Raw genomic sequence first — 14,346 nt, 5'->3', positions numbered from 1 at the left:
CACCGTCGCACCGGGGGGCTGGTTATCCTGCCCCGGTGACGTCGTACACCCTGCGCAGCGCAAGCCCGGCCAAGACCCACACCGACGCCGTCGTCGTCGGTGTCGTCCAGGACACGAAGGGCGCCGAGATCGCGCCCGGTGGGGAGGACGTCGCCAAGGCCTACGGCCGCAAGCTCCGTCCGCTCCTGTCGACCCTGGGCGTGACCGGCAAGGCCGGCGAGGTGGTCAAGGTGCCCACCGCGGGCGCGCTGACCTCCCCGCTCCTGGTCCTCGTGGGACTCGGCAAGCAGGTCGATCCGAGCGCGGTGCGCCGCGCCGCCGGCGCCGCCGCCCGGGCCGTGACCAACGCCGCCTCGGTGGCGGTCGCGCTGCCGGCCGACACGCCGGAGCTGGTGCGCGCGGTGACCGAGGGCTACGAGCTGGGCGGCTACACGTTCACGGCCTACCTGCACGAGTCGAAGAAGGACGACACCGCGCCCGGCGAGGTCGTCGTGCTGGCCCCCTCGGCCCGCAAGAAGGACACGATCGCGGCCTTCGAGGAGGCCCGGATCGTGTCCCGGGCCGTGGCCGGCACCCGCGACTGGGTCAACACGCCCCCTGGCGACCTGACCCCGCCGAAGTTCGCCGACGCCGTGGCGGCCGCGACCAAGCAGCTCACCAAGGGCCGGGGCGCCCCCAAGGTCGGCATCCGGGTGCTCGACGAGAACGAGCTCGCCGAGCTCGGCTGCGGCGGCATCCTCGGCGTCGGCGCCGGCTCCTCCGCGCCGCCGCGCCTGGTCGAGCTCACCTACTCCCCCAAGGGCGCGACCCAGCACCTCGCGCTGGTCGGCAAGGGCATCACGTTCGACTCGGGCGGCCTGACCATCAAGCCGGCGCAGAGCATGGGCGAGATGAAGTCCGACATGGCCGGCGCGGCGGCCGTCGTGCAGGCGACATTCGCGATCGCCGAGCTCGGGCTGCCGGTGAAGGTCACGACCTACGCCCCGATGGCGGAGAACATGGTCTCGGGCTCGGCCACCCGCCCCGGCGACGTGCTGTCGATGTACGGCGGCAGGACCGTCGAGGTCCTCAACACCGACGCCGAGGGCCGCCTGGTGCTGGCCGACGCGCTGGTGCGCGCCACCGAGCAGAAGCCCGACGTCATCCTCGACGTCGCCACGCTGACCGGCCACATGGTCGTCGCGCTGGGTGACCGGGTCGCCGGCGTGCTCGGCTCCGACGAGGTCGTCGACCAGGTGCTCGCGGCCGCGGACTCCGCCGGCGAGGCGATGTGGCCGATGCCGATCCCCGAGGCGATGACCGAGCGGATCAACAGCAGCAAGATCGCCGACCTCGCCCAGCACGACTGGGTCCGCTGGGGTGGCGGGCTGTTCGCCGCGGCATTCCTGCGCGAGTTCACCGCCGGCCTGCCCTGGGCCCACCTCGACATCGCCGGGCCGTCGTTCAACTCCGGCAGCGCCTGGGGGCACACGACCGCCGGCGGCACCGGCGTCGCGGTCGCGACCCTGGTCGACTACGCGCGGACGCTCGCCGGCTGAGTCACAGGCCCTGCTGCTTGCGGCGCCGGTTGTAGTCCCGCATCCGCTGCGGGACGCCGACCACCGCCGCGTCGTACGACGGCACCTGGTGGGTGTTGCAGAACCGGTGCGCCCAGTCCACCGACGGCACCCGCCGTCTGGTCCACTCACCGTCGTGGGCGACGAGCAGCAGCGTCACGTCGCTGACCGCGGTGCGCGGCTCCACGAAGCCCTCGACGCCGCGGCGGGCGAGCACCCACTCGTGCAGGTGCTGCTCGTCGGCCGCGTTCGCGGCGCGGACACGGGTGGAGCCGGTGCGCGCCGCGTCGCGGGCGGGGCGGCTCATGCGCGGACGGGAGCCGCGGCGGAAGAGGTCGAACAAACCCATGGCTCCGATTGTGCCCTGTTGCTACTCGTGAGTCGCTCAAGGCCGGTGTGGACACGATTGGCAGAAGTGCAAAGATGGGGCCGATCATCAGCCCGGAAACACTCGGAAGGACCAGCGTGGCCGACGCCGACTACGACGTACTCATCCTCGGCGCGGGCTCGGGCGGCTACGCCTGTGCCCTGCGCGCAGCCCAGCTCGGGCTCACGGTCGGCCTGGTGGAGAAGGGCAACGTCGGTGGCACCTGCCTGCACGTCGGGTGCATCCCCACCAAGGCGCTGCTGCACGCCGCGGAGGTCGCCGACCTCGCCCGCGAGTCCGACCAGTTCGGCGTGCTGGCCAGCCTCGAGGGCATCGACATGGCGGCGGTCAACGCCTACAAGGACGGCGTCGTCTCGCGGCTCTTCAAGGGGCTCACCGGCCTGGTCAAGTCGCGCGGCATCACGGTCATCGAGGGCGAGGGCCGGCTGACCGGTCCGAAGCAGGTGACCGTGGGCGGCACGGCGTACACCGGCAGGCACGTCGTGCTGGCGTCCGGCTCCTACTCCCGGTCGCTGCCCGGTCTCGACATCGACGGCGAGCGGGTCATCACCTCCGAGCAGGCGCTGCGGCTGGACCGGGTCCCCTCGTCGGTGATCGTGCTCGGTGGCGGCGTCATCGGCTGCGAGTTCGCCAGCGTCTGGAAGAGCTTCGGCGCCGAGGTGACGATCATCGAGGCGCTGCCCCGCCTGGTGGCCGTCGAGGACGAGGCGTCGTCCAAGGCCCTCGAGCGGGCGTTCCGCAAGCGGAAGATCGCCTTCCGCACCGGCACGCCGTTCCAGAGCGTCAAGCACACCGACACCGGCGTGGCGGTCTTCGTCGAGGACGCCAGTGGTGAGCAGAGCGTGATCGAGGCCGAGCTGCTGCTGGTCGCGGTCGGCCGCGGCCCGGTCACCGACGGGCTCGGGTACGACGAGCAGGGCGTGGCGATGGAGCGCGGCTTCGTGCTCGCCGACGAGCGCTGTCGCACCAACCTCGACGGCGTCTACGCGGTCGGTGACATCGTGCCCGGCCTCCAGCTCGCGCACCGCGGCTTCCAGCAGGGCATCTTCGTGGCCGAGGACATCGCCGGCCTCGACCCGCAGCCCATCGACGAGGCGGGCATCCCGCGCGTCACCTACTCCCACCCCGAGATCGCCTCCGTCGGCCTCGACGAGTCGAAGGCCGCCGAGAAGTACGGCGCCGACGGCATCGAGACCGTCACCTACGACCTCGGCGGCAACGGCAAGAGCCAGATCCTCAAGACGCAGGGCTTCGTCAAGCTGGTGCGCCAGAAGGACGGGCCCGTGGTCGGTGTCCACATGGTCGGCGACCGCGTCGGCGAGCTCATCGGCGAGGCCCAGCTGATCTACAACTGGGAGGGGCACGCGGAGGACGTGGCTCCGCTGGTCCACGCACACCCGACCCAGAACGAAGCACTTGGCGAGGCCCACCTGGCCCTCGCCGGCAAGCCACTGCACGCCCACTCCTGATCCCACCCACACCAGACTTCCCACGAAGCGACGCGAGCGAAGGAACTCCATGGCCACCGAAGTCAATCTGCCGGCACTCGGCGAGTCCGTCACCGAAGGCACTGTCACCCGCTGGCTGAAGTCGGTCGGTGACACGGTCGCGGTCGACGAGCCGCTGCTCGAGGTCTCCACCGACAAGGTCGACACCGAGATCCCCTCCCCCGTCGCGGGCACGTTGCTCGAGATCAAGGCGCAGGAGGACGACACCGTCGAGGTCGGCGCGGTCCTCGCGATGATCGGCGACGAGGGCGAGTCCGCGGGTGACGCCGGCGGCTCCGACGAGGCCGAGGCCGAGGCCGAGGAGCCCGCCGCCGAGGAGCAGGCCGAGCCCGAGGAGGAGAAGGCCCAGGAGCCCGAGGCGGCGCAGGAGCCGGCTCCCGCCGCCGAGGAGGTCGAGAAGCCCGCGGCCGAGACCAAGCCCGCCGGCGGCTCCGGCACGTCGGTGACCCTGCCCGCGCTGGGCGAGTCGGTCACCGAGGGCACCGTCACCCGCTGGCTGAAGTCGGTCGGCGACGAGGTCGCCGTCGACGAGCCGCTGCTCGAGGTCTCCACCGACAAGGTCGACACCGAGATCCCCTCCCCCGTGGCCGGCACCCTGCTCGAGATCAAGGTCGACGAGGACGAGACCGTCGAGGTGGGTGCCGAGCTCGCCGTGATCGGGTCCGGCGAGGCCGCCCCCGCGCAGGAGGAGGAGCCGGCCGAGCAGCCGAAGGCCGAGGAGAAGCAGCCCGAGCCGGAGCCCGAGCAGGCGCCGAAGGCCGAGGAGAAGGCGCCCGAGCCGGAGCCCGAGCAGGTGAAGCCCGCGGCCGAGAAGGCCCCCGAGCCCACCCCGCAGGCCCCCGCCACCGAGTCGCAGCCCGCGTCCCAGGCCGCCGACCGCGGCGACGCGTCCGGCTACGTCACCCCGCTGGTGCGCAAGCTGGCGACCCAGCACGACGTCGACCTGGCGACCGTGACCGGCACCGGCGTCGGTGGCCGGATCCGCAAGCAGGACGTGCTCGAGGCGGCCCGGGCCAAGGAGGCTCCGGCCCCGGCGCCCGCCGCCCCGGCGGCACCGGCTGCCGCGTCCGCGGCGCCGGCTGCCCCGTCGGCGACGCCGTCGCCGCTGCGTGGCAAGACTGAGAAGATCACCCGCCTGCGCAAGATCATCGCGACCCGGATGGTCGACTCGCTCCAGACCTCGGCCCAGCTGACCCAGGTCATGGAGGTCGACGTCACCAACATCGCGCGACTGCGCGAGAGCGCCAAGGCCGACTTCCTCGCCCGCGAGGGCGTGAAGCTGACCTACCTGCCGTTCTTCGCCAAGGCGGCGATCGACGCGCTCAAGGTGCACCCGAAGCTGAACGCCGCGATCGACACCGAGGCCGGCGAGGTGACCTACTACGACCGCGAGAACGTCGCGTTCGCGGTGGACACCGAGAAGGGCCTGCTCACCCCGGTGGTCAAGGAGGCGGGCGACCTCTCGATCGCCGGCCTGGCCAAGAAGATCGCCGACGTCGCCGAGCGGACCCGCACCAACAAGATCGGGCCCGACGAGCTCTCCGGCGGCACCTTCACGATCACCAACCTCGGCAGCTTCGGGGCGCTCTTCGACACCCCGATCATCAACAAGCCGCAGGTGGCGATCCTCGGCCCCGGCGCGGTCGTCAAGCGCCCCGTGGTCATCGACGACCCGAACCTCGGCGAGACGATCGCGGTCCGCTACATGGTCTACCTGTCCCTGAGCTACGACCACCAGCTGGTCGACGGCGCGGACGCCGGCCGCTTCCTCAAGGACGTCAAGCAGCGCCTCGAGTCCGGCCAGTTCGAGGTCTGAGCGCAGAGAGGCGCCGTCCGACGAGCTTGCTCGTCGGTGGCGCCCTCTTGTTTGCGCGGCGCCGTCCGACGAGCTTGCTCGTCGGTGGCGCCCTCTTGTTTGCGCGGCGCCGTCTCGAAACCTGCCGGGTCAGAAGTCGTCGTCGAACGACACCGAGCCGGTCACGCCGACCTGGTACGCCGAGACACGGCGCTCGAAGAAGTTCGACAGCTCCTGGACGTCCTGGAGCTCCATGAACAGCAGCGGGTTCTTCGAGCCGTAGATCCTCGGCAGGTCGAGCCGCTCCATCCTCTGGTCGGCGACGTACTCCAGGTAGGAGCGCATGTCGCCGGTGGACAGGCCGGCCACCCCCTTGCCGAGCAGGTCCTCGGCGAACTGCGCCTCGGCGTCGACGGCCTCGATGACCATCTCCCGCACCCGCGCCGCGAGCTCGTCGTCGAAGAGGTCCGGCTCCTCGGCGCGCACGGTGTCGACCACGTCGAACGCGAACCCCATGTGCATCGACTCGTCGCGGAACACCCAGTTGGTGCCGGACGCGAGACCGTTGAGGAGCCCCCGCGAGCGCAGGAAGTAGACGTAGGCGAACGCCCCGTAGAAGAACAGTCCCTCGATGCAGGCCGCGAAGCAGATCAGGTTCAGCAGGAAACCTCGCCGGTCCTCGCGCGTCTCGAGGCGACGTACCTCGAACAGCTCGTCGATCCAGCGGAAGCAGAAGTCCGCCTTGTGCTTGATCGACGGGATGTTCTCGACGGCGGCGAACGCCTCGTGCCGCTCCGTCTCGTCCGGGACGTAGGTGTCGAGCAGGGTGAGGTAGAACTGCACGTGCACCGCCTCCTCGAACAGCTGCCGGGACAGGTAGAGCCGCCCCTCGGGCGAGTTCACGTGCTGGTAGAGATTCAGGACCAGGTTGTTGGCCACGATCGTGTCGCCGGTGGCGAAGAAGGCCACCAGCCGCGACACCATGTGCCGCTCGGCCGCGGACATCTTCGCGAGGTCCTTGAGGTCGGTGTGCAGGTCGACCTCCTCGACGGTCCAGGTGTTCTTGATGGCGTCGCGGTAGCGCTCGTAGAAGTGCGGATACCGCATCGGCCGCAGGGTGAGGTTCATGCCCGGGTCGAGCAGCATCGTCGGGTTCGTGGTCGTGGTCATTCGCAGGCCTCACAGGTCTCGGGGTTCTCGAGGGAACAGGCGACGGCGGCGGAGTCCGTGGTCTCGACCGGCTCGACCACCGAGGGACCGTCGACCGCTGAGGGTCGGCCGCCCACCGTCGTCTGCTGGATGCGCGTCGCCGGCCGCGAGCGCAGGTAGTACGTCGTCTTGAGCCCGGACTTCCAGGCGTGGAGGTACATCGAGCTGAGCTTGCCGATGGTCGGGCTCTGCAGGAACAGGTTCAGCGACTGGCTCTGGTCGACGTACGGCTGCCGCGCGGCGGCCATGTCGACGAGCGCCCGCTGAGGCAGCTCCCAGGCGGTCCGGAAGAGGTGGCGCACCTCCTCGGGGATCGCCTCGAGCCCCTGCACCGAGCCCTCCTGGCGCTTGATCTGCTCGCGCACCTCAGTGGTCCACAGGCCACGCGCACGAAGCTCGCGCACGAGGGCCTCGTTGACCTGGAGGAACTCCCCGGACAGGGTCTCCCGCTTGAACAGGTTGGAGACCTGCGGCTCGATGCACTCGTAGCAGCCGGCGATCGAGGCGATGGTGGCCGTCGGGGCTATCGCGACCAGCAGGGAGTTGCGCAGCCCGTGCTCGACCACCTGTCCGCGCAGCCGGGCCCAGCGCGCGGTCTGGGTCGGGGTGACGCCCCACAGGTCGGGATGCAGGTCCCCGCGCGCAGCCCGCGTGTCGGCGTACGCCGGGTGGGCGCCGTGCTCGGCGGCCAGCTCCGCCGAGCGCTCCAGCGCCGAGAGCAGGATCTCCTCCCCGATGCGCGTCGACAGCTCGCGGGCCTCCTCGGAGTCGAACGGCAGCCCGAGGGCGAAGAACACGTCCTGCAGGCCCATGCAGCCCAGCCCCACCGGACGCCAACGCGGGTTGGACGCGGCCGACTCCCGGCTCGGGTAGTAGTTGATGTCGATGACCCGGTCGAGGTAGGTCACCGCGGTCCGGACGGTGGCGCGGAGCCTGTCCCAGTCGATCGTGGTCCCGACGGGCTCGACCACCGAGGTCCTCAGGTGCTGGGCGAGGTTGACCGACCCGAGGTTGCACACCGCGGTCTCCGCGTCGCTGGACACCTGGACGATCTCGGTGCACAGGTTCGAGAGGTGTACGACGTTGCCCGGCGTCGCGGTCTGGTTGCAGGTCCGGTTGGCGGCGTCCTTGAACGTCATCCATCCGTTCCCGGTCTGGGCCAGGGTGCGCATCATCTTCGCGTAGAGGTCACGCGCCCGCACCCGTCGGACGACCCGGCCGTCCGCCTCGGCCGCGACGTAGGCACGCTCGAACTCCTCACCCCACAGGTCGGGCAGCTCGGGTGCGGCATCGGGGTCGACCAGGCTCCACTCCTCGTCGGCCTCGACGCGCCGCATGAACAGGTCGGGCACCCAGTTGGCGAGGTTGAGGTCGTGCGTGCGCCGGGCGTCCTCACCGGTGTTGTCGCGCAGCTCGAGGAACTCCTCGACGTCGGGGTGCCACGGCTCCAGGTAGACGCACGCGGCTCCCTTGCGCCGGCCGCCCTGGTTGACGGCCGCCACCGACGCGTCGAGCGTGCGCAGGAACGGCACGATGCCGTTGGAGTGGCCGTTGGTGCCGCGGATCAGGGCTCCCCGCGAGCGCACCCGCGAGAACGAGATCCCGATGCCGCCGGCGAACTTCGACAGTGCGGCCACCTGCGCGTAGCGCGAGTAGATCGACTCCAGCTCGTCGCGCGGGCTGTCGACGAGGTAGCACGACGACATCTGGGCGTGCCGGGTGCCGGAGTTGAACAGCGTCGGGGAGCTCGGCAGGTAGGCCAGCGAGGCCATCAACCGGTAGAGCTCGATCGCCTCGGCGGGCGTCGTCGCCAGCCCGCAGGCCACCCGCATCAGCCAGTACTGGGGCGTCTCGACGACCAGCCGCGTCTGCGGGTGCCGGAGCAGGTAGCGGTCGTAGACGGTGCGAAGCCCGAAGTACTCGAACCGCCGGTCGTTGGAGAGGTCGATCGCCTGGTCCAGCTTGCGGGCGTTCGCCTCGACGAAGTCCGCGGTGGCGTCACCGATGAGCCCCTCGAGCCGGCCGAGCCGCACGGATTGGCTGAAGGACGCGATCTGCTGTCCGGCGACCTCCTTCTCGAGGTACGCCGACAGCAGCCGGGCGGCGAGCCGGGAGTACTCCGGCTCGCCGGCGGTGAGCTCGGCGGCGGTCTGGATCGACAGCCGGTCCAGCTCGGCCGTGGTGGCGCCGTCGTAGAGGCCGGAGATCGTGCGGGTCGCCACGGTGAGCGGCTCGACGTACGACAGGCCGGTCGCGCACCGTTCGACGGCGCGCACGATCTTGTCGAGGTCGACCGGCTCGGTGTCGCCGTTGCGCTTGCGCACCACCATGCGCGTTCGGGCTGTCGCTCCGGTGGTCGAACCTGTCGAGACGTTCGTCTCGGGTGAATCGGTCTGGGTCATGCTGCTCTCTCCTCGCGAGCTCGCCGGATGCCCGGACCCCGGGGAGGAGACGACGACCCGGGCGCGGCCCAGGAACAGGGCGCAACCCGTGCTGCCGTGCGACCCACCCGCGAGGTCCGCGACGTACCGCGCACGGTCGTGCGCGGGCGCTGGCAGGTCTTCGGACTCGTGGGCGCTGAACTCGCGTGGATCGAGCTTGTCGAGATCATCCCTACTGACCGTCGCTTCCCAGCTCCGCGGACGGAGCCAGTGCTGTTGACGGCGTTCGTTCCCACTCACCGCTGCGGGGCAGTCCCGGAGTCGCACCAGGTTCCCTCTTGCCCCGGGGCGCCACCTGCAGGCGACGACCCGGACCAGCCCCAGCACCATATCCAGTGGTTCGACCAGATCGACGGCACCACATCTTGTGACGGCGTGTCGGGTGTGTTGGGTGGGCCTGAGAGGCTGTCGGCATGCAGTTCGTGATCGCCGGTGCGTCCGGCTTCCTCGGCAGCAACCTCACCGGCGCGCTGCGCGCTCGGGGCCACGACGTGACCCGGCTGGTACGCCGGCCCGCCGCCGCGCCGGACGAGTCGACGTGGGACCCGTACGCCGGCGCCTGCGACCGCGCCGTCATCAAGTCCGCGGACGTCGTCGTCAACCTCGCGGGGTCGCCCACGGTCGGCAACCCGCACTCGGAGAAGTGGGCGCGCGAGCTGCGTGAGAGCCGGGTGACCACGACCCGGGTGCTCGCCGCCGCGATCGCGGACGCGGGGACGCGGCCCACCTTCCTCGCCGGCAACGGCATCTCCTGGTACGGCGACCACGGCGGCCAGGTGCTGACCGAGGCCTCCGACAGCCGCGGGCATGCCCTGCTCACCGAGGTCACCCGCGACTGGCAGGCCGCCACCGCCCCGGCGGCCGACGCCGGCGCACGCGTCTGCGTGCTGCGGACCTCGCCCGTGATGGACCGGCGCGTGGAGCCGCTGAAGCAGCTGCGGCTGCTCTTCAAGGCGGGCCTCGGTGGCCGGCTGGGCGACGGCAGGCAGTACATGGCGATGATCTCGCTGCGTGACTGGCTCGGTGCCGTCATCCACCTCGCCGAGCACCCGACGGCCGCCGGCCCGTTCAACCTCTGCTGTCCCGAGACCCCGACCAACGCCGAGTTCACCAAGGCGCTCGCGCGTGCCGTGCACCGGCCGGCGGCCGTCCTCGTGCCGAAGGCAGCTCTCCGGCTCGGCGCGGGCAAGATGGCGCCCGAGCTGCTCGGCTCGCTCAACGTCCGCCCGGCGGCGCTGACCGAGTCGGGCTACGAGTTCCGCGACCGCGACGTCACGGCGGTGCTGACGGCCGGCCTGGCCTGAGCCCCCCGCCGAAAAACCGCGCGACGACCGTCGGCGGCGCGTCGTAGCGTCGTCCCCGATGACTCTCACCCAGGTCGACTCGGCTCGGCCGGCCCGGACCTCGCCGGCACCGCCCGATCTCGACCGCACCGTCGACTGGCGGCGGCTGCGTACACCCGTGGCCGCCTGGGCCCTGGTGTGCAGCGCCGTCGCCGCCGTCGGCACGTCCCTGGGCTCCCTGGTCGCCGGCCACCTCGCCGAGGACGCCACCACCTCGCTGGTCTGGGTGTTGACCGCGTGCGTGGTCGGAGCGGCGCTGCTCGACACGGTCGCCCGCACCATGTGGGCCGGCGTCGTCGATCGTGCCGAGGGCCGGCTGCGCGCCGACCTGCTCGACGCCGCGCTGCACCAGCCGCTCGCCGCGCTGTCCGAGCAGGCCGTCGGAGAGGTGCTGGACCGCGTAGACGACGACACCCACGAGGTCGGCGTCCTTCTCCGGCAGAGCGCCTGGCAGGCGATCCGCACCTTGCTCGCCTCCGGGCCGCTGTGGGTGATCGCGGCCGTCACCTGGTGGCCGGCGGTCGTGCTGTTCCCGCTGGCCGGCGTGGCCGCGTTCGCCGCCGTGCGGCCCCTGCTCCCCGCGATCTCGGCCCGCAAGGTCGAGGAGGAGGCGGCCTGGACCGACCACGCCGCGGCAATGGAGGAGGGCGTCGCCGGGCGTGACGACCTGCGCACCAGCCTGGGCCAGGGCCACATCGTCCGGCGCTGCACGGCCCTCTCCGCCGCCGTCCACGCCCGCTTCGCGGTCGTCCTCGGCCTCGAGAGCAGGGTCGGGCGCCGGACCGGGACGCTGCTCCACGCCGTGCTGGCCGCCACCGCACTGGTGGGGGTCGTCCTGGTCGTCGATGACCGCCTCGACACCGCCTCCCTGGTGACCCTCTTCCTGGTGACCACCATGTTCGTCGGCCAGGTCGACCAGCTGGCGCGACACCTGCCCGACCTGCAGGCCGGCTTCGGTGCCGTGCTCCGCCTGCGCGGCATGCTCGGCGCCGAGCGCGAGCCGCTGGGCGGCGACGACCTGCCCGACGGCTCGCTCGACGTGCACTTCCGCGACCTGCACTTCGCGTACGCCGAGGGCCAGTTCGCGCTCCAGCACGTCGACCTGCGGGTCCCTGCGGGCCACACCTGCGCCCTCGTCGGGCGCACCGGCTCGGGCAAGTCCACGCTGGCCTCGCTGGTCTCCAGGGCCGTCGAGCCCGAGCGCGGCACGGTCCTGCTGGGCGGCACCGACGTCCTCGACGTCGACCTGCAGCAGCTCCGCTCGGCCGTCGGCGTGGTCACCCAGCGCACCGAGATCCTGTCCGGGACGCTCGCGGAGAACATCGCGCTGTTCCGGCCGGTGCCCCGCGCGGTCGTCGAGCAGGCCGTGTCCGAGCTCGGCCTCGAGGGCTGGGTCGCCGGCCTCCCCCAGGGCCTGGACACGCCGCTCGGGCCGGGCGGCACCAGCCTCTCCTCCGGCGAGGAGCAGCTGGTCGCGTTCGCGCGCCTGCTCGTCCGCGACGTGCGCGTGGTCGTGCTCGACGAGGCGACGGCCCGCATGGACCCGGTCACCGAGGCCCAGGTGGTGCGGGCCGCCGAGCGGCTGCTCGCCGGCCGCACCGGGCTGCTGGTGGCCCACCGGCTCTCCACGACCGAGCGCGCCGAGCAGGTCGCGGTCCTCGACGGGGGCCGGGTCGTCCAGCACGGTCCACGCGAGCGCCTGGCCCACGAGCCGGGCCCGTTCCGTGCACTGCTCGAGGCCGCGGCCGAGCACGACGCCCCGGTCCCGACCGGTCACGCCACGTCCGACAACGCGGTCGGCACCGCCCGGCGTACCGGCGAGCCCCCCTCGCCCCCCGAGCTGCGCGCCGTCCCGGGCCTGGCCCGGGCGACCCTCTCGGCGCTGCTCGTCGAGCCGCGCTGGGGCCTGGCCGGCATGGCGCTCTTCCTGGTCGCCGCCCTGTGCGGCGCCTTCGGCGCCGTGACCGGCTGGATCTGGGGACACCTCGTGGTCGCGCTGCAGGAGGGTCACACCCCCGTCGACCTCACGATCGCGCTCGTGGTCTCGCTGCTGGTCTCGCCGCTGCTGCTCGCCGAGGCGTTCCGCCGCTACCCGCGCTGGTGGATCGCGGTGATGCTGCGGGTGCGCTCCTCCGTGCTCTCCGGCCAGACCGACCAGCACCGCCTCGAGCGGACCCCACCGGGCGAGGTCGTCGCCCGGGCGATGGACGCCGACCGGCTCGCTCGGTACGCCGACCGCTGGGTCGACTTCGTCAACGGGCTCATGATCGTGGCGGTGACGGCAGTCGCGGCCCAGAGCCTGCTGGCCGGCGGCGTGCTCCTCGCCGTCATGGTCGCCTCGGCGCTCGCCTCGTCGCTGGGCCGCCGGGTGGCCGGGCGGTCCGCGGCGGCGTCCGCGGCGGCACGCGCCCGGTTCGGCCGCTCGCTGGTCTCCACGCTCGACTCGGTCCGGACCGTGAAGCTGGCCGCCTCGACGCCGAGCGTGCACGCTCACCTGCGCGAGGTCGACGGCGGCCGCGTGGACGCGGCGGTCCGCGAGCACCGCGTCCAGGCGCTGCTGGACGGTGTCCCCATCGTGATGGTGCAGTGCGGCGTGGTGACCGCCTGGGCGGTGCTGGTGGCCGGCGGCTGGGGGCTCGCGACCGCGCTGCTCGTGGCCGGAGCGGTCAACGGCTTCGACTGGTTCGGTCGGGTGGCGGGCTCCGTCATCACCGAGGCGCCGGGCACCCGCGCGTGGATGCAGGCCACCGCGCGCCTCGCCGGCGGCGGCGACCTGATGGAACAGCCACCCGGGGTCGACCTGGTGCAGGGTGCCGCGCCGGCTCCGACCCCCGGCCCCCGCGACCCGCTGCGCACCCTGGAGCTCGTCGGGCTCACCGCCGTGCACGACGACGGCACGGTCGGGGTCAGTGACGTCGACCTGGCCTTCGAGGCCAACGAGCTGGTGCTCCTCCTCGGCCAGGTGGGGTCGGGCAAGTCCAGCCTGCTCTCGGCATTGGGCGGGCTGGTCGCCAGCACCGGCGAGATCCGCTGGAACGGCCGACGCGTCGAGGACCCGCAGACCTTCCTGCGTCCGGGACGCGTGGCCGCGGTCGCCCAGGTGCCCCGGGTGTTCTCGGGGACCTTCACCGACAACGTGCTCCTCGACCACCCCGACCGCGTGCTCGGCACTGCCATCGAGACCGCCCGGCTGGTCCCCGACGTGGAGGCCGCGGGCGGCGCCGAGGCGCTGGTCGGACACCGGGGAGTGCGGCTCTCCGGAGGGCAGGTGCAGCGGCTGGCGCTGGCGCGCGGACTCGCCTGCGACGCCGAGCTGCTGCTGGCCGACGACGTCTCCTCCGCGCTCGACGCGGCGACCGAGATCGAGCTGTGGAGCGCGCTGCGGCAGCGCGGCGCGACCGTCGTCGGGGCGACGTCCAAGCGCGCGGCGCTGGCCCAGGCCGACCGGGTCGTGGTGCTCGTCCAGGGCCGCGTCGCCGCGGTCGGGCCGTGGAGCGAGCTGTCCGGCACCTGGGGTCACCTGGCCGGCTGATCCCCGTCCCGGACCAGCGCGACCCGCCACTCCCCCGCGAGCCGGCGGAGCACCACGGTCCGCGTCGAGGGCGCGTCCCGGGGCAGCGGCACCCGGGTCCCGCGGCCCACGGCGACGGCGTGCGCGAGGCGATCGGTCACGACTACCTCGAGCCGGCGCTCCGAGCTCGTGCGCAGCTCCGCGGCCAGCAGCTGCATGCGCATCCCGCGCACCCGCAGGCCCCGGTCGCTCCAGGCCGCCAGCATCGCCACGTCCCGGCGACAGGCGGCGGACCCGGGCACGTACAGGTCGCGCAGGGCCCGCAGGTCACCGTGCGCCCAGGCCTCCGCCCGCCGCCGGTCCCACGCGCGCAGGGCGGCCACCGGGTCGCGCCCGGCAACCGTGGCGACGACCGGCCGCTGTGGCGCGACCCGCCGGGCGGCCAGCCCCAGCAGCACCACGGTCGCGGTGACCACCGCGGAGAGCACCAGCATCGCGAGGAGGGCTCGGGGCAGCACGCGGGTCCGGTCCATGTCCCACACCTTGCCCCGGCTCGGCGCGTCCGTGCGGGGCTCATCCACAGGCCGACGGCAGA

9 protein-coding genes and 1 riboswitch are annotated in these 14,346 nt (G+C 72.6%); of the genes, 5 read left to right on the top strand and 4 right to left on the bottom strand.

All coding sequences use genetic code 11. The features are described 5' to 3' along the window. Positions 1–35 precede the first annotated feature (35 nt). On the top strand, positions 36–1,538 hold the full coding sequence (locus tag ABD268_RS08705) for a leucyl aminopeptidase (protein ID WP_344150135.1): 1,503 nt from the start codon (positions 36–38) through the stop codon (positions 1,536–1,538). A 1-nt stretch (position 1,539) separates the two neighbouring features. Here the strand turns inward: ABD268_RS08705 and ABD268_RS08700 are convergent, their stop codons facing one another. Next, positions 1,540–1,905 carry a hypothetical protein gene (locus ABD268_RS08700; RefSeq protein ID WP_344150133.1) on the bottom strand — a complete coding sequence of 122 codons (366 nt, stop codon included), beginning with the start codon at positions 1,903–1,905 and terminating at the stop codon, positions 1,540–1,542. Positions 1,906–2,021: 116 nt separating this feature from the next. Between ABD268_RS08700 and lpdA the strand changes: the two genes are divergently transcribed. Then, positions 2,022–3,413, top strand: a complete 1,392-nt coding sequence (gene lpdA / locus ABD268_RS08695; RefSeq protein ID WP_344150131.1) for a dihydrolipoyl dehydrogenase — start codon at positions 2,022–2,024, stop codon at positions 3,411–3,413. 49 nt (positions 3,414–3,462) lie between these two features. Beyond that, positions 3,463–5,268 carry a 2-oxoglutarate dehydrogenase, E2 component, dihydrolipoamide succinyltransferase gene (sucB, locus tag ABD268_RS08690; RefSeq protein WP_344150129.1) on the top strand — a complete coding sequence of 602 codons (1,806 nt, stop codon included), beginning with the start codon at positions 3,463–3,465 and terminating at the stop codon, positions 5,266–5,268. A gap of 129 nt (positions 5,269–5,397) precedes the next feature. On the opposite strand, the gene ABD268_RS08685 is transcribed toward sucB, so the two are convergent. Together ABD268_RS08685 and ABD268_RS08680 are read right to left on the bottom strand one after the other, a co-directional pair. Next, a complete protein-coding gene (locus tag ABD268_RS08685) occupies positions 5,398–6,417 on the bottom strand; it encodes a ribonucleotide-diphosphate reductase subunit beta (protein WP_344150127.1) in 1,020 nt (339 codons plus the stop codon). After that, the gene (locus ABD268_RS08680) at positions 6,414–8,858 is read right to left on the bottom strand and encodes a ribonucleoside-diphosphate reductase subunit alpha (RefSeq protein WP_344150126.1); all 2,445 of its coding nucleotides are present in this window, start codon (positions 8,856–8,858) and stop codon (positions 6,414–6,416) included. Before ABD268_RS08680 ends, ABD268_RS08685 begins: the two co-directional genes overlap by 4 nt. Before the next feature lie 134 nt (positions 8,859–8,992). After that, positions 8,993–9,231: riboswitch (cobalamin riboswitch) on the bottom strand. A gap of 79 nt (positions 9,232–9,310) precedes the next feature. Here ABD268_RS08680 and ABD268_RS08675 point away from each other — a divergent pair. After that, positions 9,311–10,201 carry a TIGR01777 family oxidoreductase gene (locus tag ABD268_RS08675; protein ID WP_344150125.1) on the top strand — a complete coding sequence of 297 codons (891 nt, stop codon included), beginning with the start codon at positions 9,311–9,313 and terminating at the stop codon, positions 10,199–10,201. 58 nt (positions 10,202–10,259) lie between these two features. Next, entirely contained in the window at positions 10,260–13,772 is a 3,513-nt protein-coding gene (locus tag ABD268_RS08670; protein ID WP_344150124.1) for an ATP-binding cassette domain-containing protein, read from the top strand. On the opposite strand, the gene ABD268_RS08665 is transcribed toward ABD268_RS08670, so the two are convergent. Further along, the gene (locus ABD268_RS08665) at positions 13,757–14,284 is read right to left on the bottom strand and encodes a hypothetical protein (RefSeq protein ID WP_344150122.1); all 528 of its coding nucleotides are present in this window, start codon (positions 14,282–14,284) and stop codon (positions 13,757–13,759) included. The genes ABD268_RS08670 and ABD268_RS08665 overlap by 16 nt on opposite strands. Positions 14,285–14,346: the final 62 nt, after the last annotated feature.

Origin of the sequence: Nocardioides koreensis (assembly GCF_039531775.1) — a bacterium.
Classification (GTDB): Bacteria; Actinomycetota; Actinomycetes; order Propionibacteriales; family Nocardioidaceae; genus Nocardioides; species Nocardioides koreensis.
This window is presented reverse-complemented; position numbering and strand designations above follow the sequence as displayed.